A 22,393-nucleotide genomic window follows, 5' to 3' on the forward strand; every position below is an offset into this window, starting at 1 on the left:
TGGAGGAACGATTATGAATAAAAAGAAAAAAATAACCATATTGGTATGCACTCTTTTTATGGTGTTTAGTTTAGGGGCTTGTGGAAAAACAAAAGAAGATGCAACTGTCGTAACACAGCAGGAAAGCAGCCTACAGATTGAAAGTATGGATGAGGAGACGACATCAGAAGAATCCACCACTTTTAATAACGATGAAGAAGATGATATAGAGCTAAAAGCTACAATTGAAATAGATTTCACCTATGATTACACAGAAGATATCAAAGCGGATGTTGCCTATGTGGCATCAAATTCATCTTCTCTTCAGGAGGAATTAAAGAATATCGATACAATTACCCAAAAATACACCTTGCTGGCAGAGTCTGCGCAGACTCAAGGAGAGATGAATGTGGCATCTCAATGGCTTTATGTGATTTGGGATACGGAACTGAATAATCTTTGGAGCAGATTCAGTAGCTTGGCAAATCAGGATACTAAAGAAATGGTTCTTGAAGAACAGAGAAACTGGATTGCTATGAAAGAAGAAGTAACATTAATGAGCCTTGGTTCTCAGGAGGAAAATGGCAGTATGTATCCTATGCTTGTAAATTCCCTTTGGGAAGAAAAAACCAAGAACAGGGCTTATTTCATTGCAAATGAGCTGGCACAGATTGAGGGAGAATCTTTTGCCATGCCGGAAGCATCTACAAAGTACGGTTTGTTTGTCGATAACCAGGGAACCGATGCCGTGTACAGTTCACTAATCACTCAACAAAGCTGGGAGGGAGAAGATGAGGCGATCATTTCTGTCTATAGGCTGGGTGAAATAGAAGGAAGTTTTATTGATAATGGAAATGGAAACCTTGATTTCACATCGGATGACGGCAGCATTAAGGGAACTATCCAAATCAACGGATGGAATGGAGCAACTTTTGAAGTCACGGAAACAATAGGAGCAGTTCCATTCTCTGTAGGGGAGAAATTTGAGTTTTCTTTCGCATTTTAGTTTAAAAGATGGTGATTTAAAATTATGCGAAAGTAGCCATCCCGATGACTTGTCCAATTTGTAGAAAATGGAAACTTCCAGTTTGTAATACCCGCATTTTTGAACATATCACTGTAGTAATTTGCTAGTTCAACGCTATTTGTATGATAGATTATCTGATCGAAAGCAGAGTTGTACTTTTGAGCCTGATTTAGCATCTTTCGTTGTTCAGCCAAAGCCCACGGTTTGGTACCATTAGGGCTTAGAGGATTTCGAAGTGAAGCTGCCCAATCATCAACATACTTTGCTTCTATTGCAGTGTTTTTTCCACCAATTTGCACTACATTATCAGCAACACCATCAACCCACTGCCCATCTACAAGAGCCTCGTACTGACGTTGTCTAAAAGGCACATCACCATAAAGATCTCGTACTGCTGTTTCATAGCTTTGCCCATAATCAAGGGCAGCTTTTCGTCATCATAGCCAGGATACCCGCAGAAATATTGAAGATATGGGTTTTCCTGGATCTGGAGCGCGGTTTCCTCGTCAGAATAGCCATACTCCGCCTGAATGATGCAGACCTCCAAGGCCAGACGCAGCGGCTTGACCACATTGCCTTTCCGGTTGGTGAATAGTGCGGCGTAGCGCTTCTCGATCTCCAGTCAGGGGATCGTCTGGGCTTTCTTTACCCAACGGTTGCTTTCCTTCAGATTCATATCCACCGGCTGTTTGAAATCCGCCAAGCTGATCTGGCCATTGCTGTAACGATACATAGTTGCCCTCCAGGTGCAAGATTTTTGCTGGATTTTTGCCAGTTCCCTTGCTCCTATTATACCACGGATTGGCTTCTATGGATTGAAATATAAGGCTTTTTCTATTATTCAGTGCACATTAAATACGCGGAACCCCCTTCGCCATGATCCGGTTTGGGTAACGGCGCATGACAAACGCGCGCGGACACGCAAAATGAGGGCGAAAGGGACCGCCCCGCTTTTCCCTTCTTGACAGCGATGGATCAGCCTTAACCGGTGCCCGGGATATGGAGATCCTCAGCGGCCAGATCCTCCTTGGCGTTCGCGAAGGACAGCAGCGTTACAAACGTCAGCAGCAAAGCAATCGCTTTTTTCATGATGTTCTCTCCCCTTCTCGGTTTCAACCGGAGCGTTTGTTCCCACAAGGTCTTGTCGAGGAAGGGCGGTCCGGCAGTGGTCTTGCCCACGATCAGTTAAGCTTTTGTCCTGTATTCCGTGCTCCGGCTTAAATCCGGACCCTTTTCTGTCGATAATAAGGATATGAAAAACATTTTTCTGTCGATAATAAGGATATGAAAAACATTTAGACAGGAGGTTCCGCAATGAAAATTCAAGATGCGAAGAAGGCATACGCCGCGCAGATAGATACGCTGTGGACACGGAAACGCGACCTATCGCAGGCGCTCAAAAATTGCCAGCAGGGCGGCGCGCCCAATGTGGATCGTGTGGAGATCTCCCGTGAGCTGTCCGCCGTGGACGCGCAATACAACGAGGCCCAGGGCGTGATGGAGAGCATCATCGAGCGGGAGACTGCCATCCACAACGCCGAGGTTGCAAAGCAGCAGGGCAATGCTCTATCGAAGGCCGCAGAGGAGATGGGCAAGATGCTGGAGATCTACCACCGCATCGCCTCCGGCGGCCAAGTCCCTCCGGAGGATGAACAGCGGCTGATGGAATACAACCACGAGCTTTACATGGCGGCTAAGACCGCGGCCATGCTGCAAGAGGGAGACGGCGAGAAGTACGACTCCCTCTTTGAGGACGAGGAGGAAAAAAACGGCGAAGAAAAGACCGCCAGCGAGATCGCGGGCGAGGCGGAGATCTCCGTCCCCGGCGGAGGCGGGGACGCCGGTCTCGACATCGCCTCGGAGTGATGGCTATACCGCTCCTCCGTTTCTTTTTTAGGACAGCAAAAAAGGGCACAAAACCGCCCTTTACGGTTTTGTGCCCCCGTTGAGTTACCTGAGAGATTCCCTCCGCTTTGGGAGGTTGCACCTTCGGTGGTCGGGCGCTGCCGCCCGGCCTTTTCGGAGCGTCGTCCGAAACCGGTCCTTTTGCCTGGGAGCTTCTGCGTTCCCCTTCGGCATCGCCTGAGCGATCTCTCCCGATTTCATCGTCCGATCAATATAAAATTATGGCAGAGGAAATTGATTCCTCTGCCACGGTCGTATCATCTAAAATGTGAAGTGTCAAGGCTAAATTCCTGGGGCCCCGGTGTGAAAAAGTCCGACTGCAATTTGCAGTCGGGCTTTTCAAGCATCATTCCATTGTCTTTACCGGCAGCCAAGCTGTAAGATCCTTCGGCAAGCTCGGCCATCCAGCTGCCGCGCTTGCCCAGCAGTACCCTATCTCGCTACGGCAGCCTGTTTTCCGGGAGAACGTTACAGCTCCGTATATTCTGTCTCCGATCCGACTACGCGCCAGGCTCCGGCGTAATGTCGTACCAGGTTTTTCCGCCGTCCGTCGTCCGATAAACCTTTTCGGTGTTTACATAATGTCCACTGAACAAGTGCCCAATTTTTGTTCTGAGCCAGAATCTCCAGAAGATATGCGAGCATTCTCAAAAGAGCGCGCTGAATCTTGCGGAGATTCAGCACCGGAACGGATATGGAGATTGCCATCCGGATCCCCGGCAAGGATGCAGACTCCGTTCTGAACGCCATGCAGTCACTCAGGGAAGAATTCGGAGACAAGTTCTCACAGGTCTTCAAGAGCATTACCGTGGACAACGGCTCGGAGTTCTCTGCGTTCAGTCAGGTCGAGAACTGGGGCTGTGCAGTCTACTTTGCACATCCCTATACTTCGTGGGAACGTCCCCAAAACGAACGCCACAACGGGCTGTTTCGAACCTTCGTTCCGATTGACGAGTTCCTCGACTCTGTTTACGCAGCCGAAGGCTGCGGCAGCATCGCCCAGGACGGAAGCCAGCGGCTTCCATCCTGACCGACGCTCTGATTAACTAATTTCTACCGTGCATGTGTCCAGCTTGCACTTGCAATTTGCGAATTATTTTCCATTAAGTCAAAAAATGCTTTAATAGAATCACATACCCAAACTGGATTCTCCACATCATCACAATATATCATAAATTTCATTGATATAACACCCCGCTTTTTGCCAGTATCTGCTGAAAAGTTCAGTTTTGAATATCTCCGCAAATCTCACAAAATCCCGCTATTTAGTAACAAATTAGTAACACCCGGTTACTGCTTATTCAGGACACGTTCAGAAACAAAACCAGTGTATTTCACACCCTTGTATGTTACCTGAACATAAAGCCATTTTACACCCTGATATTCAGAATAGTAACCGTAGCACCTCACTTCTGTCCCCTGTTCTAACACAACCATTGATACGTTCTGTTTTCCCGCACCGTTACGCATATGACAATCAGTGCTTGTTTTATATGTTCCGGCAACGGCAGATGACTTTTTCTGTGCAGATGACTTTGCGGTTTTTGAAGTAACTGGTGCAGCACTCTGACCGTTGCTTCAAGTTTGGCTGCTTCACCTGATGTTGCAAAATCACCGGGGTCAAAACCGTTCTGAATACAACAACCACGAACCAAGGAAGAACAGTCTGCTTCTGTCTTTTCTTTGATTGCTTTCATGCTGCCGTATTTTCTGACCATCTTAATGACACCATAACGGTTAGACTGATCGTAACCGATATGGTTATTTGCACACGCATCTGACATTGCAGATGCAAGACCATTTGCAAGTGCAATAGTCTTTGGTCTTAAAACATACCAACCCTTGCTGTGCAAATAATACGGCTGTGTACTTACTTCCCTACCGTTGTTGTCACCCAACGCACCGCCGGAAATCTTGCCGTTTTCATCAATTCTTGCTGAACCTACTACTAAACCCATAATTATTCACCCTCACTTTCTGTCTTTTTCTGTAAAATATCAATAGCCTTGGTGATGACTGCCGGGAGTGGTAAACCCATAAGACCCGCATTTTCCACAAGGGAGATTGTTTCATTGGCAATGAACGCAATAATTACTGCATCCCTGATGTAATTTGTGCCAATGACAAGATCAAGGCGGTACGCAACCAGTACAAAAATCAGGGTCATGCACTTTCTGCAAAGACCTTTCCACCCCGCCTTACTTTCAAGTGAACCTGTGTCTGTCTTGGGACTGTTCTTGAACACCCCCGCAACAATCAGTCCTGAAATATAATCAAGACCCATGAAGATCAGAAGGGTTGCAAGTCCCGCATCCCAACCACCAAAAAAAGATGCGATTGCTGAACCAATCACACCTAATACACTGCAAATAGTCTGTTTCATTTTCTCTGTCCTTTCTGAACATAAAAACAACCGCTTGTGACCTCATATAAGGGTCATATAGCGGTTGTTTTTGTTCCTGTGATAATTTCCTTGTCTGTTGATTACTCTGCTAATTCAGGGCAATCAAGGTCAATCAGAACTTCCTTCACTTTGTCCTTGATTTTCTCAGGTACATCAGCAAAGGTTTTCTTGCCCTTAATGATAAGGGTTGCATAGATCACTGCCATAAATTCCACATCCTTTCTGAATAAAATTTTTATGATGAACTGAAACAACATCAGTTACCACCTTCTGCCAGTTCCGGGTGTCCTTCATCAATAAGCACCTGTTTGACTTCATCCCTGATTTTGTCAGGAACATCATTGATTGACTTCTTACCCTTGATGATAAGTGCTGCATAAATGTTTGCCATATTCTCACCCCCTTCCTTATGCCATCATTTCATAGATTTCACACATGGCTTCCTGTGCCTGTGTCATCTGATCTTCCAAAGATGCGTTCCTGTCATCAATCATTTTGATGTATTCATCCTTGGTGTACTGGGTCAGGTCATATTCATAACCAGTGAACCCCGGCTGTTCATCTGTCCCGGCTTCTGTGACCGGGGTGATGTTCTCTGCAATCCAAACTGAATAGTCATCAATGACCTTCTGTTCAGGCTGCTTTGTACTGCGTACTTTTCCGTACTCTTTCATGCTTTTTACCACCTTTCTTGATATGATTTTTATAGTACCTATCAGCATAAGGCTGAATTGGTTCAATATATTTTTCAGACAATCGGCTGCTATCACAATATTTCAACCAACCCTTATAGGAATTGATTGCACACCATTCTGAATAGTTCATTTCCTGACCGCTTATGTTGTAAATAATATTCTTTAAGTATTGTCGGAAAATTAATATTATACTTATTCTCAATTTCCAATACCTCACAACTTGAAATATGGGTGTTTTCACTTTTTTCTTTTACAAATCCGTACATCTATTTATCTCCTTTTCTCGTTATATGTCGGTCCGTTAACACTATCATACTGTGCACAACCTCCCGAATGTGGTTTCGATGCATTATGTGCTTCATCCATTACTAATTCCATTGTAATTGTATTTTTTTCAACATTATAATCATCCAAATGATGCCACACATAACCATTTGGTGTTTCTAAGGCAATACCGCACAACTGCTACGATACGCATTACCGGGCGGCCATTTTGTAAGAATCAATTAGGTCGCCCGTGCTTTTGCTCGCAGGAGCGCACTGATTCAAGCTGCCAGGCAGGGTCTGTCAGCCAGAATCAGATTCGCTAACGCGAACATGATATTGAATTTGGCTCTCTGCTTTTCGAGCCCTCGGTATCGTGCTTTTCGGAAACGCAGCTGTTTCTTGACGACACCGAATACGTGCTCCACTTTGGCACGGACAGAGGACTTTGCGTGTTCTGCTTTCTTTGCGGCATACTGACCGCTTTTGCTCAGCTTTTTCACTTCTCTGACTCCGCAGTGTCACATAGCACTCGCCATATCGCATTACATGATATTGCCTTCCGCACCAGTTAAGACGTCGACCGACTGAAGTTAACGTTTCGAAGCTCAATCACTATTCAACCTTGCTTTCTTGCTGTCTACGCTTGTCAGATGCCGTTACCGGCATCATCCCAAGACTCGCTATTATCTGGTTGGCTAAACCTTGGATAAACCGGAATCCCACCGGCTTGACTACACACCCTTAGCTGGGCGCACAACTGGAATTTTGTGTTTCCCATTTGACTTATAAATATTTGCTTGCTTCTCTGATGCTCAATTTATCCATCTTGTCTTTATGAGTTTCAACAAAATTTCTTAGCCAATCCGGATTTGTCTTAGAATAATCTCTCAGACTCCAACCGATGGCTTTGTTGATAAAGAACTCTGAACTGCCGAAGTTATTCACTAATATTTTTTCAAGCAATTCCGTATTTGTTCTCTCTTTCCTACAAAGCTGGTGGTCAATAGCAATTCGGCGTACCCAAAAATCTTCATCTGTTGACCACTCCAACATTAGGTCATTTATTCGTTCATCTGTAAAAGCTATATTCCCGACAATTCTATCAAGTCCGTCTATTGTGTCCCACCATTGATTTGTTTTGATATATTTTTCTATATGAGGTACATCATCGAATTTTAAAAACTTCTGCATTGCCACAAGATAATTCATCACAAAATAATGAAATTCTCTATGTTCATCTACATAACATCTGTCAAGTAAATCCCAGTCAATTATTTTTTTGCGTTTCTCAGATTTCAGAAAATCCTTGTAAATTGCTTTCCTTTTAGGTGTTGATAAACCATAAAATGAAAACAAATTCCTCATATACGCCGCCATTTTTACAGCATTTTCATCATCTCTATTTGCTTCAAATTTTTCTTTTAGTTCAAGGTATATATCCATTTCCATTCCTTTCACACTTCCACATTCCGATTTTCTCAATTCTCCAAACTTGAATTTATCGATTTCTTTATTATCTAATCTGTTAATAATCTATCCAACAGCATCTGCCTATTATTTATAAACATTTCTGTTACCTGGTAACTCTCTGTATCCTCATATTCGCACAGATGTATGCGTCCATTATCAAAACAATAGATATCTGCATCTGGTATTCCTAACAAAATTGGCGAATGCGTAACTATAATAAACTGTGCTCCCTCTTTTGCACATCTGTATATTTGCATCAACAATGTAAGCTGTCTCTGCGGCGATAATGCAGCTTCCGGCTCGTCAAAAAGATACAAGCCATTTGGATTCATATTATTCTGTGCTAATGCGAGAAAACTCTCTCCATGTGATTTTTCATGATATTTAGCGGAAGGATGTGTAATATCTGCATATTCTTCTTCCTGCGTTGCTACATTATAAAAGCTTTCTGCCCTAAGAAAATATCCCCACTTTTCCTTCCGATAGCCTTTGGCAATTCTTATCGCATCACACAACTCTGAATGTGTATCATGCGTAGAAAAAACATAATTCTTCGTTCCACCCTCAGGATTAAAACCATGTGCTACGGCAAGTGCTTCCAATAAAGTTGATTTACCGCTGCCATTTTCCCCTACAAAAAAAGTAATTGGTTTGTTAAAATCAAGTTTTTCAACTCCCTTAAAAGCCCTGATTCCCTTCAGATAACTATCCTTATCAATTTTATCCCAATCAAATATTACTCCTTGTATGAATTGATCATTCACCTAATCACCTCCTTGTAAAAAACACTTTCTAATCCCCATCTTCTTGCCCTTTAGACAAGAAGCATTCTTCACCTTCAGTTCGGTCAATTACAATTTTAATGTTTCTATTATGTAAAGGTCAAATCCTTCGCTCCACGCCAAATACAGCGCCGCTTATTTGCGGCGCTTGTAACACTCAGCCGGAAGGTCTTTCGACCATGGCATAAGTGGTTCTAACTTTTTTTCGTCTATACTTCCATCGGCACGAACAACCCGTGTCAGCTCTGTCAACAAATGTTTCATGTAATAGTAGACATTCAGGCCATTCGCCCGGGCGGTCTCCGTAACACTGTAAATGATTGCACTGGCATCAGCTCCTCGTACCGTATTGATGGTCATCCAGTTTTTACGGCCAATCGTGAAAGTTCTCAGCGCACGTTCGCTGGCCAGGTTATCAATCGGTACTTCTCCATCTGACAGGAATACTTTCAGATATGCTTCCTGATTCAGGCAATAGTTGATGCCTTTGGCTGTTTCACTCTTTGGAAGCACCGACCGGTCCGCCTGTATCTTTCGGAGCCAGGCAAAGAATTCTTCAACCAGAGGCTTGATGGAAGCCTGCCGCTCATTTAAGCGTTCTTCTGGAGTCAGTTCCTTTAAAGCTCCTTCCAGGTCATAAATGGCACCAATTCGTACCAGTGCTTTATACGCAACAGACGCCTCGACCGCTTCTGGATTACTTTTTCCAATTGCCTTAATCGCATTTGCGAAGTGGCGCCTTGCGTGAGACATGCAATTCGCATTCTTCACACCAGCAAGATCCCGCTCCAGCTTATGATACTGTTCCAGGCCATCAGTCACAAGAACACCGTCAAAGTCCTTATAATACGCTTTCGGATGATCGCTGTGTCGTGTCTTCTGGTATTCATACACAATGATTGGCGGCACAGGACTTAACTCTCCAGTGATGTGAACCCACATATATCTTTTACTGCCTGCAGGTCTGCCGTCATGAATTACATCTACAGGTGTTTCATCACTCTGATTTACATGTGCTTCCAGCTGACGTTTTCTCATGAGATCACACACTGGCAATAAATAGCGTTCAGCTGTCCACACCGTCCAGTTCGACATCGTCTGTTTGGACAGATCCAGGCCGTTTGCCTGGAAGTCTCTGGAAATACGGTCAAGCGGATTGCTGTTTACATACTTGGCGTTGATGATTGCGGCTTCAAGAGAAGGAGTAGCAATGCTTCCCCTGAACATCGTTTCCGGGTGATCACCACGAAGAAATTCATCCTGATGCGCACCATCTGTTCCAACATACACTTTTATGATGTGTTTTTCAGCAGTCCATTTGGCCGGTTCGAAACGAAGCTGCCAGAAAATCTCATCCGGCATACTTTTCCAGTTTTCTTCACCGAAAGCCTCATTCAGTTCCTGTTCCGGTATATCATGAAGGATTACTTCCTGCGGAAAATCCTTCAGGTCTTCTTCACGCTGGCCTTTTTTCTTAGGCTTTCGCGGTACCTTTCTGGATGAATCAATGACCTCTTCCACAGTCGGTTCCTTGGCTGTTCCATCATAATTCGCTTCTGCCTCATTAAAAAAAGAAAGCTGGCCTGCGATATCATCCAGTTTTTCCGTATGGCGGCCGAAGCGCTGCTGATTTGCCAGCCGGATCTGCTCTACGAGGTTTTCATAGTTGTGTTCCAGTCGGTCAAGCCGGTCCTGCATCTGGTAGATGACATCGTCCTTAGTTTTATGATCCATCTTGTTCAGTTCATCTGGAGTGAATTTTTTGCACATGATATCCGCCTTTCTTACTAACGGTAGTATAGCAGAAATCTGTGACAAATGCGAATCAGCTTTCAGGCCGAGTTCGTCATTTTTTCCTGCCACGAAAGTCATCCGAATTCGTATGTCAGCCTTTGGAAATATAGGGTTTTCAAGGTGCAATTGCATCGTTCCTGCCTGATAGCAGACGAATGAATTGTTCTGATCCGGTCATCCATTGTAAACGATAGCAGTTCTTTTCAGTACCAAAACAGAAAATATATTTTCTCTGTTTTATACAAACGTTTCAATAGATATTTTTCGGATCGACATCTTTGATTTTGGGATCCAGGGGATTTAAAAGGCATGCCATATATAATGCCAAAGACAAGCTCTAAGAAATTCAGACAGAAAATTCGAGACATCAAGGTATGGTTATATGCGAATAGAGACCAACCGCTAAAGAAACTAATGGGTATGCTAAATCTGAAACTAATAGGTCATTATAGGTACTATGGCATAAGTTTTAATGGCAGAATGATTTCAAACTACAAACAACAAGTGAGAGAACTTCTGTTTAAGGTGCTGAATAGACGAAGTGACAGAAAGAGTTATACAAGAGAAGGATTCATTGAAATGCTGAAATATTATACATTGGCAATGCCAAAGATTTATGTCAGCTTGTTTTGAGACTGTAAATATTATTATGAAGAGCCGTATGCGAGAAAGCCGCACGTACGGTTCTGTGAGGGGCTTACATTGTGAGGTGTAAGTCTACTCGACTGTGGAACTGCCTTATTTATTTTTGTAGGAGATATGACGATATAATATATAGTAATTATAGTAATGATTTGGTTTTAAACGGAGTTTTAGTTTATTTACAAGGAGGTTTTTGTATGTCGATGAATATTAGTGGATGCTACCAAGCACATCTGCAGTCCACTTCGCAGTCATTGTTACGGTTCCCGTGCTGCCGGCCGGAATGTTCTCCGGTTCCCATCCCGTAAAAGTATAGTTTTTCTTCGCCGGAGCTGGCGGCGTGTATCCATAATCAGCGCTTCCATACTCCGTCAGTGTTCCGGCTGCCAGGGTGCCTCCATCCAGTTCATAGCTGATCTTACCGAGTTTTCCTGACTGGTTCCGGTCACCTTCATCTGCCGGTCGGCTTGTCTGGTTCCCGGACTGGTTCAGGAAGATGGTGTATACCTGATCCAGAGCATCCTTACTCAGATTTCCATCACTGCCAGGTGTCAGGTTCACATCCGGGATATCGGTTGCCTGAATGGCGCAGGCGGTCACAATGATATCTTCCACGTTTCCGCTCAAATCGGATTCCACAGCATTTTTCATCTGTACCCTCTGGAACAGTTTGTCCGTGGTTGCGTCTTTACCAAGGGTCTTTTTGTAACCGTACACATAAGATGTTTTTGCTTTCCCGTCTTCCCCGGTCACTGTTTCCGTCCGCAGCAGTTCCCACTGGTCACTGATGCCTTTTAACCGGAACAGATCCTGCTTCTTCTGCTCTCCTGTGCCGTCATCCTCGTCGGTAAACGTTTCCTGTGGTACCTCGACCCGTAAAAATACCAGGGCATTGTTGTTGCCGGTATTCTCGATCTGCGGATCTTTCACGATCTCCTGATTAGGGATGATATTTTTGACCTCGTCACTGTCATTTCCGGGATAGCCGGGTTCCTCCAGGTCGATCTTGACCTTGCCGACCGTGAACGTGTTGGTGGCTGTCTCGGCATCGGTCAGATAAGCCACGGTGCCGCCTGCCGCCACGGAAACCACCAGACCACAGGCAATCATTGTCCGAAGCAGCTGTTTCTTTGATTTCCTCATAAAAAGAAAACCTCCTTCCATATTTTTTTGTCGGTACAATTATGGAAAATTTGCACCCGGAATTGGTGGAACGCAAAAGAACCTGCTCCGATAAGGAACAGGCTCTTGTTTCATGAAAAAATAATCAGACTGACAGGTCATTGCCTTCCAGATTCTTGCTGTTATTGGTATTTGCTTCCGGGACGGTCTGACCGTTGTTCTGCTTGCCGTAGACATTATAGATCTTCTGCAGATTCTCCTTAGTCAAGGTATCAGTCAGGTCGGTATCCTCGCCCTCCAGCACCTCGGCTGCCTGGATCGCATAAGCGGTAACCTTGATATTCTCGGTATCGGTATCGATCTGTCCCTCGATGATGTTCTGCAGCTGGATACTGTCAAACAGTGCCGTGGTCTTGGCATCCTTTGCCAGTTTCTCCTTGTAAGCATAAACATGTATATTTGTATCAGCACCGGTATCATCACCCTGAAGCTCTACCCAGTTCTTTCCGTCAGTGCTGCCGTCGGCTGCCGGATCGATATCGGTATTCAGCATGGTAAAGAGTTCTGTTACTGCAGTGGTCTTTCTTGTGCCGTCCTTTTCCGCCACAATTACATCCTTCTTCGGCATCTCAACCTTTAAGAATACGATTGCATCGTTGACACCGGTGTTCTCCACCTGCGGGTCCTTTGCCACGATCTGGTTCGGTACCAGGTTCTTCTTCTGAGTGTCCGTCAGTTTCGCATACTCCGGCTCCTCCAGATCAATCTTTACCTGACCAATGGTAAAAGTGTTGGTTGCGGTCTCACTGTCAGTTAAATACGCCATGGTTCCTCCGATGACCATTACTCCCATCATGGCACAGGCTGCTGCTGCCATGACCATCTGCTTCTTTGATTTCCTCATAAAAAGAAACCTCCTTCCATAAATTTTCTTGCGGAACAATTATGGAAGAATTACTGCATAAATTAGCAAAACGTAAAAAGAACCCATTCCCACCAGGGAACAGGCTCTCGTTTGATGTGACATACCCAATCTTATTGGTTATTTCCATGTATAATTTTTTGACAGAAAATTATGGAAGAAATTAGTCTTAATGCCACATCTTACTTAGGATCTCCTCCTTTCCTGTTTGATACAGGAATTATGGAAGAAATTTCCGCAGAATTGGTCAGAAAATAAAAATGGCTCGATGTTGTTTCTGTTTTTAATTCATCTCTCCACCTGCAGAGGTGGGGGAATTTTCGTTTCTTCTTATTTAAAAAGTCCTTTGACAATCTTTTTAATCATGAATGGATAATACTGAAGATACGGCTCCATGTCAGAAATAAAGATGCGGTTCTCCAGGAGCCAGTCTTCCACCTGTTTTTTATATTCCGGGTGTTTGCCGGAAAACATCAACAGATTGATTCCTTCGATTGCCTTGTAATTCCGGTTATTGATTTCCGCATATGCCGCTCTGGTTTTGAACTTTGTATTTCCCACCTTCTGATTCCTGAAGTCATCCGTTTTCACGTCATTACACAGAATGTATTCCGTTTCCGGTTTCTTATCCAGAATACCGGCATGGTACGCGGCGGATTCATGGTAATAAGCCCCGATATGTTCCCCGCGACGCTCCAGGTAAATCTCCCGGATTGCAGTCTCATCGGGAACATCCAGATCCACGGAGAATACGCCCGGACATTTCCGAAACAGGTGTCCTTCGGCAAGCAGCTGACGTGACAGATACTGAATCTTTGCAAACTCCATGGCAGCGTCCGTTTCTTCCGGTATCCAGACTCCATATTTCTCACAGACTTCTTTCGCCTTGAAATACAAAACCGCAGCATCCCGCAGGGGAATTTCCGGTTTTTTGACCACGTGATTAAACACTGAGGATTTCTCGCCGAGCGAAAGCTCCTGTATAAAAAACTGTACCGAGTTCGTCAGTTCCTTTCCGTCCGGGCCGCATACCGTTATCGTGTTCCGTTCAATGCTGCTCACACGATATTCCCCGCCGGTACACTCCGTCACATATCCTCTCATGTCTTCCTTCGGTATGATCGGCGTACACAGGGCACACCGCTTGCCGTTCAGAAAGCTGAGGGCATATCCTTCCGTGGTCGTTCCGCAGGTGCGGTGGCGTACCGTCATCATTTTCGCCAGTCCCTGATATGGAGTGATCATCTCATACTCATCCCCCATGAGTTCCTGGAATCTCTCCCCGAATCGGTCAACAACCGCCTGACCGCTCCTGCAGCAACGACAGAACGGTGCCCGTTCAAATTCCCGAAGAGATACTGTGAATTCGCCTCCGCATTCCTCATGCCGGAGCGTCACGAACTGTCCGATTCCCTTACCGCCCCGGTATTTCACCAACGTGTATGTATTTTCCGCATGCGCGGCCCTGTCGATCCTTGCCTGCAGTTCTTCCTGTCTGAGATATGTTTCACAGTAACAACGTTTCTCCATCCATATCAGCTCCGTGGCGTTCACATTACGTTCCTTGCCACAGGTCTTATGTCGGATCTTTACGGGTCTTCCATATCCCGGGAAGTGTTCCTCCAGTTCGTAGGTACCGTCCCCAATCATATGAAGCTGGCGCTGAAACACCTCATCTGGATCCGCTTCCCGGTCACATTTCGGACATCCGGCACCAAGGAAAAGAGCATAAGGATGGATATGGAACCGCTCCACGCATTTCCGACACTCCAGTTCCGCAATCCAGTGATCCACGGAATGCACGATGTATCCCGGGAAAAGCTCGGCAAGCGTTCCCGTATCATCCGTCTGTACCTTCAATGCCGCCTTCTGAAAATCCTCGTAATCATGGAACAGGAATAACAACAGTGCAATCGCGTCTTCCGGTACAATTTTCTTCTGTGACAGAACCTTGAACACACGCACATCCGTTTTACCGGCGAACAGACCGGCATATCCGGCAGTCCGAAGATCATCCGCAAGATTTCCGTACGGTGACTCCAGTGGATATCCGCCTTCTCCCATGCGCGCCAGAATCATCGCCTGTAAGCCATTCAGATCCAGATCCGGCGGGCACTCATATAATTTCCGCATAAACTCACTGATACGCTGTTCCGTTGTTTCATCTGCTCTAAGCTCCACCGGAACCATGGACCCGTCATCAAGTCCGCGTTCCCAATCGTCCGGTTCTATCTGTACACGCATCAGTACCCGGTGATGTTTCGGACACATCCGAGCGCCAGGAAGATGATGGACGGTATGGAGATACGGTCTTCCATATGCGGCAATATCCTCCCGCGCGCAGTCCGGACACACGCGCAGTTCCGTGATATCACTGTCCATCAGAGGAATATCCAGTTTGCAACCGTTATGTTCCCGGAGCAGAATTTCCATGCATTCTGCCTGATATCCCCTGGTCATAAACGGAAACAGGGTCGTGAGCGGTGTCATTTCCGCAATCATGCTCCTGACATCCGGGAAACATTCGAATTCTCCGTTCTCCGAGCATATATGGTCCAGATTGAATCGGTAATCCAGACGAACGGGAACCGGTTTTCCCATTTTAAATTTTCGATCTTCATACGGGATATAAGCTGCACAGAATTTCTCAATGGAATCGTACATATTGACTCTGAATAACCTTACAATCCAGCCGTACAGCAGTTCACCGGGATAAGGTTTCAAGCATGTCGGCATCAGCATAAATAGCACTTCCTTTCCATAATGTCTTTGTATAAATTATGGAAGAAAAGCCCCCTGTTACCGCAAAATGAAAAGCCCCGGAAGGCTCATTCCTTCCGGGGTTAAGTCACATAAAATAATAAGAAAAGATTCTTAATGATGATTTTAAAGTTTGGGATGAATCCTTGGAAATTTTTGCATCTGATTGATTGCTGATAACATCCAATTATACTGTGGATTTATAAAACGCAGCCTTCCGTGTTCTTCATAAAGCCAATGACTCTGCAACTTTTTTGCAGAGTATGCCTTTTGAATATCATAATGAGAAAAATGTCCTCCTCTTACCTGATAAATCGTGTATTTGTTAGCGTACTCTACAGTCAGTGCATCCTCATAAACCAGTCTTTTGGATTTGCTTATCTCTCCAAGCGGGATAATTTCGTAAACCGATTGTGGCTCATATACCGCAGTTGCTGATACGGCAGACTTTCCACTTGTTGCAAAATGCTCCCGAAAACGTTGAAAAATACCGTTCGTCTCTCCAATGTAATATAAGTCCTCTGCACATTTTAAAACATAAAGATAAGATTTTCCTTCCACTAAGTTATACTTATCGCAATAATCATAAAGGGATTTTTGCGTCCCCCAATACCGTAGTTTGCTCTGCGGTCTGCAGTCTCTGCGTTCTTCTGGAGTCATGTTTAAATATCTGTTATGAGCATCTTCCAATATTTGAAGCGTTTCCTCTAAAGTCATCTTTTGATTTTCCATTGTCATTCCTCTTTTTTAATACCTTTGCTTTTATGGTCTAACGTTCCGTGCATCAGTTGGACAGGATGCCTTAGAAATGGTAAGTAATCCGTACACAGCCGGATTTCTCTCTGCTTTCATGTGTAAATTATGGAAGAAAAGCACCCTGTTACCGCAAAAAGAAAAGCCCCGGAAGGTTTCAATTCCCTCCAGGGCTCCAGGCAGATATTATTAACTTTTCGATTAGCAGATTCTGGTGATCCGCTCGTATATGACGGTATCCTTTTCCGTGATTTGGCGATCCACATGGTGATGACCGAAAAACCAGTGACCGTAATCCGTTTTCTTTTTCACTTTTTCCAGATATTGTGTCAACGGATCTGGAGGCAGCAGTCCGCCGCCTAAGATAGCCAGACTGGATGACGGACCGTCATGGGAAACAATGAAATCCGCCTTCATTCCGTTTGCTTTCAGTGTCTGCATCCCGTGCATCATTTCCAGTTTGGTCGGCATTTCGGCACGCCACCAGCTGACTTCCTCAATCCTCGCGCAGCAGTTCGTGATGCGGAGAATCTTAAGCTTATCATACAGAAGCGGATCGTCCGGCTGCAAAATCCCTGCCGTGTAATCCCGTTTCAGTGCCGCATCCGTGGCAAACCCGTCGATGTCATGGGATCTTGCCCCGCCGAAAGCAAATATCTTCTTTCCGTCCAGATTGAACATCTCACCACGCATCAGATGAATGACGTGCTCCCGGATCTTATGCACATGGCCGCCATGCCATTCCTCCACCGGAAAAGCGTTAAGCCTGGTAAAATTCTATAGCAATAGGTAAACTTTTGATATAGTCTCCAGTTTTTCCCCTGCTCCAAACCGTACATGAGACTTTCACCTCATACGGCTTTCCATCAATTACAATTGTTAATTATAGTGGTTATCAACTTTAGTTACTTGCTTAGGTTAATTATTTTGTTTCTTGCTAACTTCCGAAATTTGTTCAATGTATTAATAAAATCGTTGTAGTCAGAAACTATTTTCTCAAAGTGACTGAGATATATTTGGATTTTGCCTTCATCTTTTAGGTGGATAAGTTTATGAACATTCTTGTCTACATATAGCAGATTATCATAGCTATTATCTCCACCGTTTTCTTTAGGCTTTATATGATGAATTTCTCCATCGGTAACAAACAGTTTTGATATTGCACACGTCAGCTGTTGTGCCGATATTTTACTAATTGAGTTATCCAGGAACTCAACATCATCGTATTTATTTCTTACCCTCCATCGTTCTTTCAGTGCGCCTTCTAAAACGAGTTTCTTGTACCCACTTTTATTTCTGCCTTCTTCGGTATAAACATTCATATCCTGTGAAAAGTTCATAGGTTTTCTGTGAGAGATATAAACCATTGGGATCAATACAACCTTCCCTATTTTATAGGTTGTGTAATTGTTCCTTTTTAGATATGTATCTGTGATGTATTTAGAACATGATTGTTTAAATTTCCCTCGTTTGGCAATTGGATTAAGTTTGTTCTCGATGAGGTAACTAAGTTCATAAGCAATATCTCCAAAATCATGGTTAATCATTGTTGCAGTGCAGTAGTATTGATGTAGTCCCATGATTTGACTGTTGATTTGATTTATTTTCTTAATTGCATTCTCACCATTTTTATCAATACTGATAATACTTCGTTTGAGCATTTCTTTTGCTCTTTGCTTGCTCTTATCAGACATATGACTACAGATGACATACTTATTCTTTCTCTTGATTAGCTTGATTTTAAATCCTAGGAATTCAGAATACTGTTTTCTCAAATTTACTATTTTAGATTTATCTTCCGATATATCAAGATTCAATCGTTCCTTAAGCCAATTTTTGGTAGCATTAAATGCTCTGACAGCATCATCATGCGTTTTACACATAATTTTAAAATCATCTGCGTATCTCACTATATGAATTTTCTTAAGATTGGTTTTGCTTTTTTTGCTTTGTACACTTTCAGGCTTACAATTTCCACTAAATTTAATTGTTTCATATTGTGAACTTATCCACCAATCCAGCTCATTTAACACAATATTACTTAACAGAGGTGATAAAATTCCCCCTTGAGGAGTTCCTTTCTCTGGAATGCCTTCGCCTACTATTTCAGCTTTTAACATTTTTGATATTATTGAAAGAAGCCTTTTATCTCTAATTCCAAGAGTCCACATTTGCTTAATAAGTTTATTGTGGTCAATGTTGTCAAAGAAACCTTTTATGTCTATATCTACACAATAAAAATATTGTTTAACTTGGGCCAATGTCATCATTCTACTCACTGCATACTTTGTACTTCTTAGTGGCCTAAATCCATAATTGTGAGGATGAAATTTGGCTTCGCATATCGGTTCCAGAATCTGTTTGATACATTGCTGTATCAATCTGTCTTCAAATGTCGGTATTCCTAAGGGTCTTTCCTTTCCATTAGTTTTTGGTATGAACACTCTTCTGACTGACATCGGTTGAAAATTTGCCAATCTGGATCTGACTAGACTGACCAATTCATCCATCGGAATATTGGCATAGTCTTTAACCGTTTTTCCATCAGTTCCCTTCGTATTACTTCCTGTGTTTCGTTTGATATTTCTATAGGCTAATAAAATGTTATCTTCACTAATAATTAATTCATACAGCTTATAAAAGTTATTACCATTTTTACTTTGAGCGTATAATTTATCTGTGATTTTACTCATGTCATAATACGCTTCTTCCGCTCTAAGTCTTGTTTCTAAAGCCAAGTTGTCAACCTCCTTCTCAAAAGGATAGTTTCTCTTAGTCTTACTCGAACCAACTTATAATTAACCCAAAATAATTATTCAATTGTAATTGACTAAAGGCTATCCCTCAGCTGTGTTTCCATAGCTTCATTGGTACTGTGCCTTCGCTCTCATTGGAATTAAAATGAGTTATAGTCAAATTCTTTTCCTCATTAACCGAACATCTCATTGATTATATGATTTTCATTTCGGTTTCCAACTTTCCACGTTCCAATTTCTCTATCCATCATATATGAACTTAGGATTCCTCTATGAACCTTCCACATATCTTAGTCCTGTAAACTAACAAGGTCTTTCATAACCACGATTCTTACTAAACCCCATGCAGATAGTACAAAAGTACTAAATATCTTTCGATATTTTCGGCATTTAGATTCTTTACTTCGAGGATTCGTCAGCCAAGCATTACTTGTACATACTATCCATATTCACCTTTTTCGGATGCCCGGCCTATCGTAAACCATATATTACTTCCAAATTTTCAAGCAGGCGGACTCTAGTCACTTTTATACCAACTTATACTCATATGTTTTCTTACTTAGGTCTCTTCAGCCGTCTTCAACGAGCTTCATACAATAATATATAATCACTATTATCGCATGTCGTAGTATTAGCAATAGTCCTTCAGGGCGTTACTCCATCATTTGACTATTCAAGAAATTAGTTCTTTTTCTTTAAACAAAGAAACGGTTAATCTTTTCAATTAACAACGTGTCGCACCATGGTTCCCGTCCACGAACAGTGTGGTATATGGTCTTTCCTCCAGCCAGTCGAGCAGCTGCTTCTCCCGTTTGCTTTCCTTATCCTCTGCCCATACCAGTCCAAAGTCTCCGCAGATGATCATGTAATCATCGTGCGTCAGCTCTTTCTGTTCCGGGAAATTCTCCGTATTGAAGCGGTCCGGTTCCGCGTGAATATCCCCTGTCACGTAAATTCTTCCCATTTTTCTTTTCTCCTTTTTTTACATGATTCCGTTCTGATTCTACAAGGAGCTTACTGACATCATACCATTCCGTCATGTTCCTGTACAGTCCCGCTCTCGGCAGCCTGATCTGCACCGTCATGTTCTCCCGGAAGCTTCTTTTCCGACAGGACGTATTCGCCGTATCCGATCCGTTCCAGATAATCGTTTCTTACCAGCCATCGCATCAAGTCCTGCACCTGTTTCAGCGGCAGGATGTCAGCCGAGTCCCTTGGACTCCAGAAGCCCTTCCTTCGGCAGATTTCCTTTGCGGATAAATAAATCATTGCCTCTTTTCTTTGTATCGGTTTCGGCTTTGCCAGCCGGTGCGTAAAAAGCTTTGATTCCGTGGGTCTGGACAGTTCCTGCATGATGCATCCGGAATCCCGGAAGAATCTTTCTCCGTTTTCGCCTTCGATGCAATATCTGACGTTTTTCATGTCCGTAATGCGGTAGTACCCTCCGGTGCATGTGTTAAGCGCCTCTTCCAGTTCCGTTCTTCGAATTGCCTTGTGGCACAGGTTGCATCTTCTCCCGCGGAGAAAATCATTCGGAATCATCTCCGTAACGGTTCCGCATGCCCGGTGTCTGATCAGTATCCGGCTTCTCAAATCCGTGAAGCCGCTCATCGGCTCGTATTCGTCTCCTGCCAGTTCCCGCATCCGTTCCCGGAAATCTTCCGGGGAATTCCTTGGGGCACGCCGTCTTCCGCATGCCATGCAGGTCGGCCTCTTCTCAAAACGGCTCAGTTCCCACTGAAAGGTCTGACCGCATACCTCATGTTTTAACAGGACGATGTGGTCTTTCCTGCCTCCGATGTACCGGATCAGGGAAAAACCGGGATCCGCCGTACGGACACGCCTTGACGCATCCTCGAACGTGATCCATTTCTCGCATCCGCATCTCTTCTGCATCCAGATTGCCTCCGTCAGGATGGTTTTCCGGATTTTTCCGCAGCTCTTATGGAGGATGCCGACCCGCTCGTCCATGTTCCCTTCATTGATTTCTTCTGCCAGTTCGTAATTCCCGTCTCCGAGAAAAGAGAGCCTCCGGTTGATCCGCTGCTGCAGTGACATCCCGGCTTCGCAAAAAGGGCAGCCGCATCCCAAGCCGAGCGCATACGGATGGATATGAAACTCCTTACCGCAGGCATCGCACCTCAGACGCACCAGTCTGCCGAATTCGGACACCGGGCGGAACCGTCCCCGGATTACATCCGCAAAAGGCTGTTCCAGCTCCCCGCAAAACCGCTTTGCCCTTTCTTCCAGAACGGCATATTCCCCGAACAGGAACACGGTGAACGCCATGAATTCCTCCATCCCGATCCACCGTTCCATCCGCATTTTCCGTACCTGTTTTTCGCATTCCCCGTGAAAATAAGGAAGAAAGCCCGCCGCCTCCACCGCTTCGGGAAGATTCCTTCCGATTCCGGTTTCTTCCATGCGTTCCGAACAAAGTGCCTGCAGTCCGCGAAGATCCAGAAACAGCGGCCGTTCCTGCATCTCTTTGGCAAACCGGGCAATCTTCCGTTCCGTTTCTGGATCCCCGATCGGTTCCTTTTCCGGTCCGACGGCTCCTTCCCCATCCGGGTCAATCACGTTCTGTTTCCGGAAGGAAAGAACCTGCAGGGGCACCCCGTGAACGGCGCATACCCGCACCCCGGGCAGATGGTGCCAGGTGCGCAGATAGGAAAAACCGTACCGCTCCCGGTCCTGCCGCCTGCATTCCGGGCATGACAGGAATTCCGTAATCATGTTCCAACGGTTTCCGTTCCCGGTCATGGCGGTCCCTTTTGCCCGCAGGATATACTGCGTCCATCTGGCCTGGTTTCCGTATATCAGGAACGGGAAAACGGCATACAGCGGCGTCATCCGCCCAAGCAGTTCATCCGCGGAAGGAAAGAACGGGACCTGTCCGTATTCCGAACAGATCCGGTCCAGATCCCGGATGAAATCAACCCTTGTAATCCAGGATGACGGTTTCTCTGCATGCAGTACGGTCCTTTCGGCCAGGAACCGTGTCCCGAATTCTTTGATCGACGTGTATCCGTTTTCCAGTGACAGCCTTGAAAGCCAGCCGTAAAGCAGCTCATCTTCCATCGGTCTCACACATACCGGCATGATCATGTTATGA

20 protein-coding genes, 3 pseudogenes and 1 riboswitch are annotated in these 22,393 nt (G+C 44.6%); of the genes and pseudogenes, 4 read left to right on the top strand and 19 right to left on the bottom strand.

Annotated features, from left to right (window positions below; translation table 11 throughout):
* The first annotated feature begins 13 nt into the window (after positions 1–13).
* Positions 14–985, top strand: a complete 972-nt coding sequence (locus tag OGM16_15170; protein UYJ46125.1) for a DUF1311 domain-containing protein — start codon at positions 14–16, stop codon at positions 983–985.
* Here the strand turns inward: OGM16_15170 and OGM16_15175 are convergent.
* Positions 982–1,377 (bottom strand): hypothetical protein, encoded by a 396-nt coding sequence (locus OGM16_15175; protein UYJ46126.1) that lies wholly within the window; start codon positions 1,375–1,377, stop codon positions 982–984. The two genes, OGM16_15170 and OGM16_15175, sit on opposite strands and share 4 nt — an antisense overlap.
* Positions 1,341–1,577 carry a transposase gene (locus OGM16_15180; GenBank protein UYJ46127.1) on the bottom strand — a complete coding sequence of 79 codons (237 nt, stop codon included), beginning with the start codon at positions 1,575–1,577 and terminating at the stop codon, positions 1,341–1,343. The genes OGM16_15175 and OGM16_15180 overlap by 37 nt, the downstream gene beginning before the upstream one ends.
* Before the next feature lie 743 nt (positions 1,578–2,320).
* Here OGM16_15180 and OGM16_15185 point away from each other — a divergent pair.
* Both OGM16_15185 and OGM16_15190 read left to right on the top strand, forming a co-directional pair.
* Positions 2,321–2,872 carry a hypothetical protein gene (locus tag OGM16_15185; GenBank protein UYJ46128.1) on the top strand — a complete coding sequence of 184 codons (552 nt, stop codon included), beginning with the start codon at positions 2,321–2,323 and terminating at the stop codon, positions 2,870–2,872.
* Between the two features lie 162 nt (positions 2,873–3,034).
* Positions 3,035–3,115, bottom strand: a riboswitch (glycine riboswitch).
* A 484-nt stretch (positions 3,116–3,599) separates the two neighbouring features.
* Positions 3,600–3,857: pseudogene (locus tag OGM16_15190) on the top strand (IS30 family transposase).
* A 478-nt stretch (positions 3,858–4,335) separates the two neighbouring features.
* On the opposite strand, the gene OGM16_15195 reads toward OGM16_15190, so the two are convergent.
* From OGM16_15195 to OGM16_15235, 9 genes and pseudogenes are all read right to left on the bottom strand, one after another.
* The gene (locus OGM16_15195) at positions 4,336–4,869 is read right to left on the bottom strand and encodes a hypothetical protein (GenBank protein UYJ46129.1); all 534 of its coding nucleotides are present in this window, start codon (positions 4,867–4,869) and stop codon (positions 4,336–4,338) included.
* A 2-nt stretch (positions 4,870–4,871) separates the two neighbouring features.
* Positions 4,872–5,294 carry a phage holin family protein gene (locus tag OGM16_15200; protein UYJ46130.1) on the bottom strand — a complete coding sequence of 141 codons (423 nt, stop codon included), beginning with the start codon at positions 5,292–5,294 and terminating at the stop codon, positions 4,872–4,874.
* 101 nt (positions 5,295–5,395) lie between these two features.
* Positions 5,396–5,572: a CD1375 family protein gene (locus OGM16_15205; protein UYJ46131.1), complete on the bottom strand. Its 177-nt coding sequence runs from the start codon at positions 5,570–5,572 to the stop codon at positions 5,396–5,398.
* Positions 5,572–5,724: pseudogene (locus OGM16_15210) on the bottom strand (CD1375 family protein). Before OGM16_15210 ends, OGM16_15205 begins: the two are co-directional and overlap by 1 nt.
* Positions 5,723–5,989, bottom strand: a complete 267-nt coding sequence (locus OGM16_15215) for a hypothetical protein (GenBank protein ID UYJ46132.1) — start codon at positions 5,987–5,989, stop codon at positions 5,723–5,725. The pseudogene OGM16_15210 and the gene OGM16_15215 overlap by 2 nt, the downstream one beginning before the upstream one ends.
* Positions 5,990–6,555: 566 nt before the next feature.
* Positions 6,556–6,774, bottom strand: a pseudogene (locus OGM16_15220) (transposase).
* A 286-nt stretch (positions 6,775–7,060) separates the two neighbouring features.
* Positions 7,061–7,726 carry a DNA alkylation repair protein gene (locus tag OGM16_15225; GenBank protein UYJ46133.1) on the bottom strand — a complete coding sequence of 222 codons (666 nt, stop codon included), beginning with the start codon at positions 7,724–7,726 and terminating at the stop codon, positions 7,061–7,063.
* Between the two features lie 68 nt (positions 7,727–7,794).
* A complete protein-coding gene (locus tag OGM16_15230; protein UYJ46134.1) occupies positions 7,795–8,511 on the bottom strand; it encodes an AAA family ATPase in 717 nt (238 codons plus the stop codon).
* Positions 8,512–8,664: 153 nt separating this feature from the next.
* Positions 8,665–10,299, bottom strand: coding sequence for an IS66 family transposase (locus tag OGM16_15235; GenBank protein UYJ46135.1), 1,635 nt, complete (start codon positions 10,297–10,299; stop codon positions 8,665–8,667).
* 345 nt (positions 10,300–10,644) lie between these two features.
* Between OGM16_15235 and OGM16_15240 the strand changes: the two genes are divergently transcribed.
* Complete coding sequence (locus OGM16_15240) at positions 10,645–10,956, top strand: hypothetical protein (GenBank protein ID UYJ48480.1); 312 nt, start codon at positions 10,645–10,647, stop codon at positions 10,954–10,956.
* A gap of 219 nt (positions 10,957–11,175) precedes the next feature.
* Here the strand turns inward: OGM16_15240 and OGM16_15245 are convergent, their stop codons facing one another.
* From OGM16_15245 to OGM16_15280, 8 genes are all read right to left on the bottom strand, one after another.
* Positions 11,176–12,108, bottom strand: coding sequence for a SipW-dependent-type signal peptide-containing protein (locus tag OGM16_15245; protein UYJ46136.1), 933 nt, complete (start codon positions 12,106–12,108; stop codon positions 11,176–11,178).
* A 124-nt stretch (positions 12,109–12,232) separates the two neighbouring features.
* Positions 12,233–12,991, bottom strand: coding sequence for a SipW-dependent-type signal peptide-containing protein (locus OGM16_15250; GenBank protein UYJ46137.1), 759 nt, complete (start codon positions 12,989–12,991; stop codon positions 12,233–12,235).
* A 348-nt stretch (positions 12,992–13,339) separates the two neighbouring features.
* Positions 13,340–15,751 carry a TniQ family protein gene (locus tag OGM16_15255; GenBank protein ID UYJ46138.1) on the bottom strand — a complete coding sequence of 804 codons (2,412 nt, stop codon included), beginning with the start codon at positions 15,749–15,751 and terminating at the stop codon, positions 13,340–13,342.
* Positions 15,752–15,895: 144 nt separating this feature from the next.
* Positions 15,896–16,501 carry a GIY-YIG nuclease family protein gene (locus tag OGM16_15260; GenBank protein ID UYJ46139.1) on the bottom strand — a complete coding sequence of 202 codons (606 nt, stop codon included), beginning with the start codon at positions 16,499–16,501 and terminating at the stop codon, positions 15,896–15,898.
* A 222-nt stretch (positions 16,502–16,723) separates the two neighbouring features.
* On the bottom strand, positions 16,724–17,272 hold the full coding sequence (locus OGM16_15265) for a metallophosphatase (protein UYJ46140.1): 549 nt from the start codon (positions 17,270–17,272) through the stop codon (positions 16,724–16,726).
* Positions 17,273–17,427: 155 nt separating this feature from the next.
* Positions 17,428–19,260, bottom strand: a complete 1,833-nt coding sequence (gene ltrA, locus OGM16_15270) for a group II intron reverse transcriptase/maturase (GenBank protein ID UYJ46141.1) — start codon at positions 19,258–19,260, stop codon at positions 17,428–17,430.
* A 742-nt stretch (positions 19,261–20,002) separates the two neighbouring features.
* The gene (locus tag OGM16_15275) at positions 20,003–20,242 is read right to left on the bottom strand and encodes a metallophosphoesterase (protein UYJ46142.1); all 240 of its coding nucleotides are present in this window, start codon (positions 20,240–20,242) and stop codon (positions 20,003–20,005) included.
* Positions 20,243–20,301: 59 nt separating this feature from the next.
* Positions 20,302–22,386 carry a TniQ family protein gene (locus OGM16_15280; protein UYJ46143.1) on the bottom strand — a complete coding sequence of 695 codons (2,085 nt, stop codon included), beginning with the start codon at positions 22,384–22,386 and terminating at the stop codon, positions 20,302–20,304.
* Positions 22,387–22,393: the final 7 nt, after the last annotated feature.

The organism is Lachnospiraceae bacterium, assembly GCA_025758065.1.
Lineage (GTDB): Bacteria > Bacillota > Clostridia > Lachnospirales > Lachnospiraceae > Enterocloster.

What these genes read in the sequence shown, in the direction of transcription:
- OGM16_15225 (UYJ46133.1), bottom strand. Translation starts at nt 7,726, where the DNA reads ATGGAAATGGATATATACCTTGAACTAAAAGAAAAATTTGAAGCAAAT.
- OGM16_15170 (UYJ46125.1), top strand. Translation starts at nt 14, where the DNA reads ATGAATAAAAAGAAAAAAATAACCATATTGGTATGCACTCTTTTTATG.
- OGM16_15240 (UYJ48480.1), top strand. Translation starts at nt 10,645, where the DNA reads ATGCCAAAGACAAGCTCTAAGAAATTCAGACAGAAAATTCGAGACATC.
- OGM16_15275 (UYJ46142.1), bottom strand. Translation starts at nt 20,242, where the DNA reads ATGGGAAGAATTTACGTGACAGGGGATATTCACGCGGAACCGGACCGC.
- OGM16_15195 (UYJ46129.1), bottom strand. Translation starts at nt 4,869, where the DNA reads ATGGGTTTAGTAGTAGGTTCAGCAAGAATTGATGAAAACGGCAAGATT.
- OGM16_15215 (UYJ46132.1), bottom strand. Translation starts at nt 5,989, where the DNA reads ATGAAAGAGTACGGAAAAGTACGCAGTACAAAGCAGCCTGAACAGAAG.
- OGM16_15200 (UYJ46130.1), bottom strand. Translation starts at nt 5,294, where the DNA reads ATGAAACAGACTATTTGCAGTGTATTAGGTGTGATTGGTTCAGCAATC.
- OGM16_15260 (UYJ46139.1), bottom strand. Translation starts at nt 16,501, where the DNA reads ATGGAAAATCAAAAGATGACTTTAGAGGAAACGCTTCAAATATTGGAA.
- OGM16_15280 (UYJ46143.1), bottom strand. Translation starts at nt 22,386, where the DNA reads ATGATCATGCCGGTATGTGTGAGACCGATGGAAGATGAGCTGCTTTAC.
- OGM16_15185 (UYJ46128.1), top strand. Translation starts at nt 2,321, where the DNA reads ATGAAAATTCAAGATGCGAAGAAGGCATACGCCGCGCAGATAGATACG.
- OGM16_15235 (UYJ46135.1), bottom strand. Translation starts at nt 10,299, where the DNA reads ATGTGCAAAAAATTCACTCCAGATGAACTGAACAAGATGGATCATAAA.
- OGM16_15245 (UYJ46136.1), bottom strand. Translation starts at nt 12,108, where the DNA reads ATGAGGAAATCAAAGAAACAGCTGCTTCGGACAATGATTGCCTGTGGT.
- OGM16_15255 (UYJ46138.1), bottom strand. Translation starts at nt 15,751, where the DNA reads ATGCTGATGCCGACATGCTTGAAACCTTATCCCGGTGAACTGCTGTAC.
- OGM16_15205 (UYJ46131.1), bottom strand. Translation starts at nt 5,572, where the DNA reads ATGTTGTTTCAGTTCATCATAAAAATTTTATTCAGAAAGGATGTGGAA.
- OGM16_15250 (UYJ46137.1), bottom strand. Translation starts at nt 12,991, where the DNA reads ATGAGGAAATCAAAGAAGCAGATGGTCATGGCAGCAGCAGCCTGTGCC.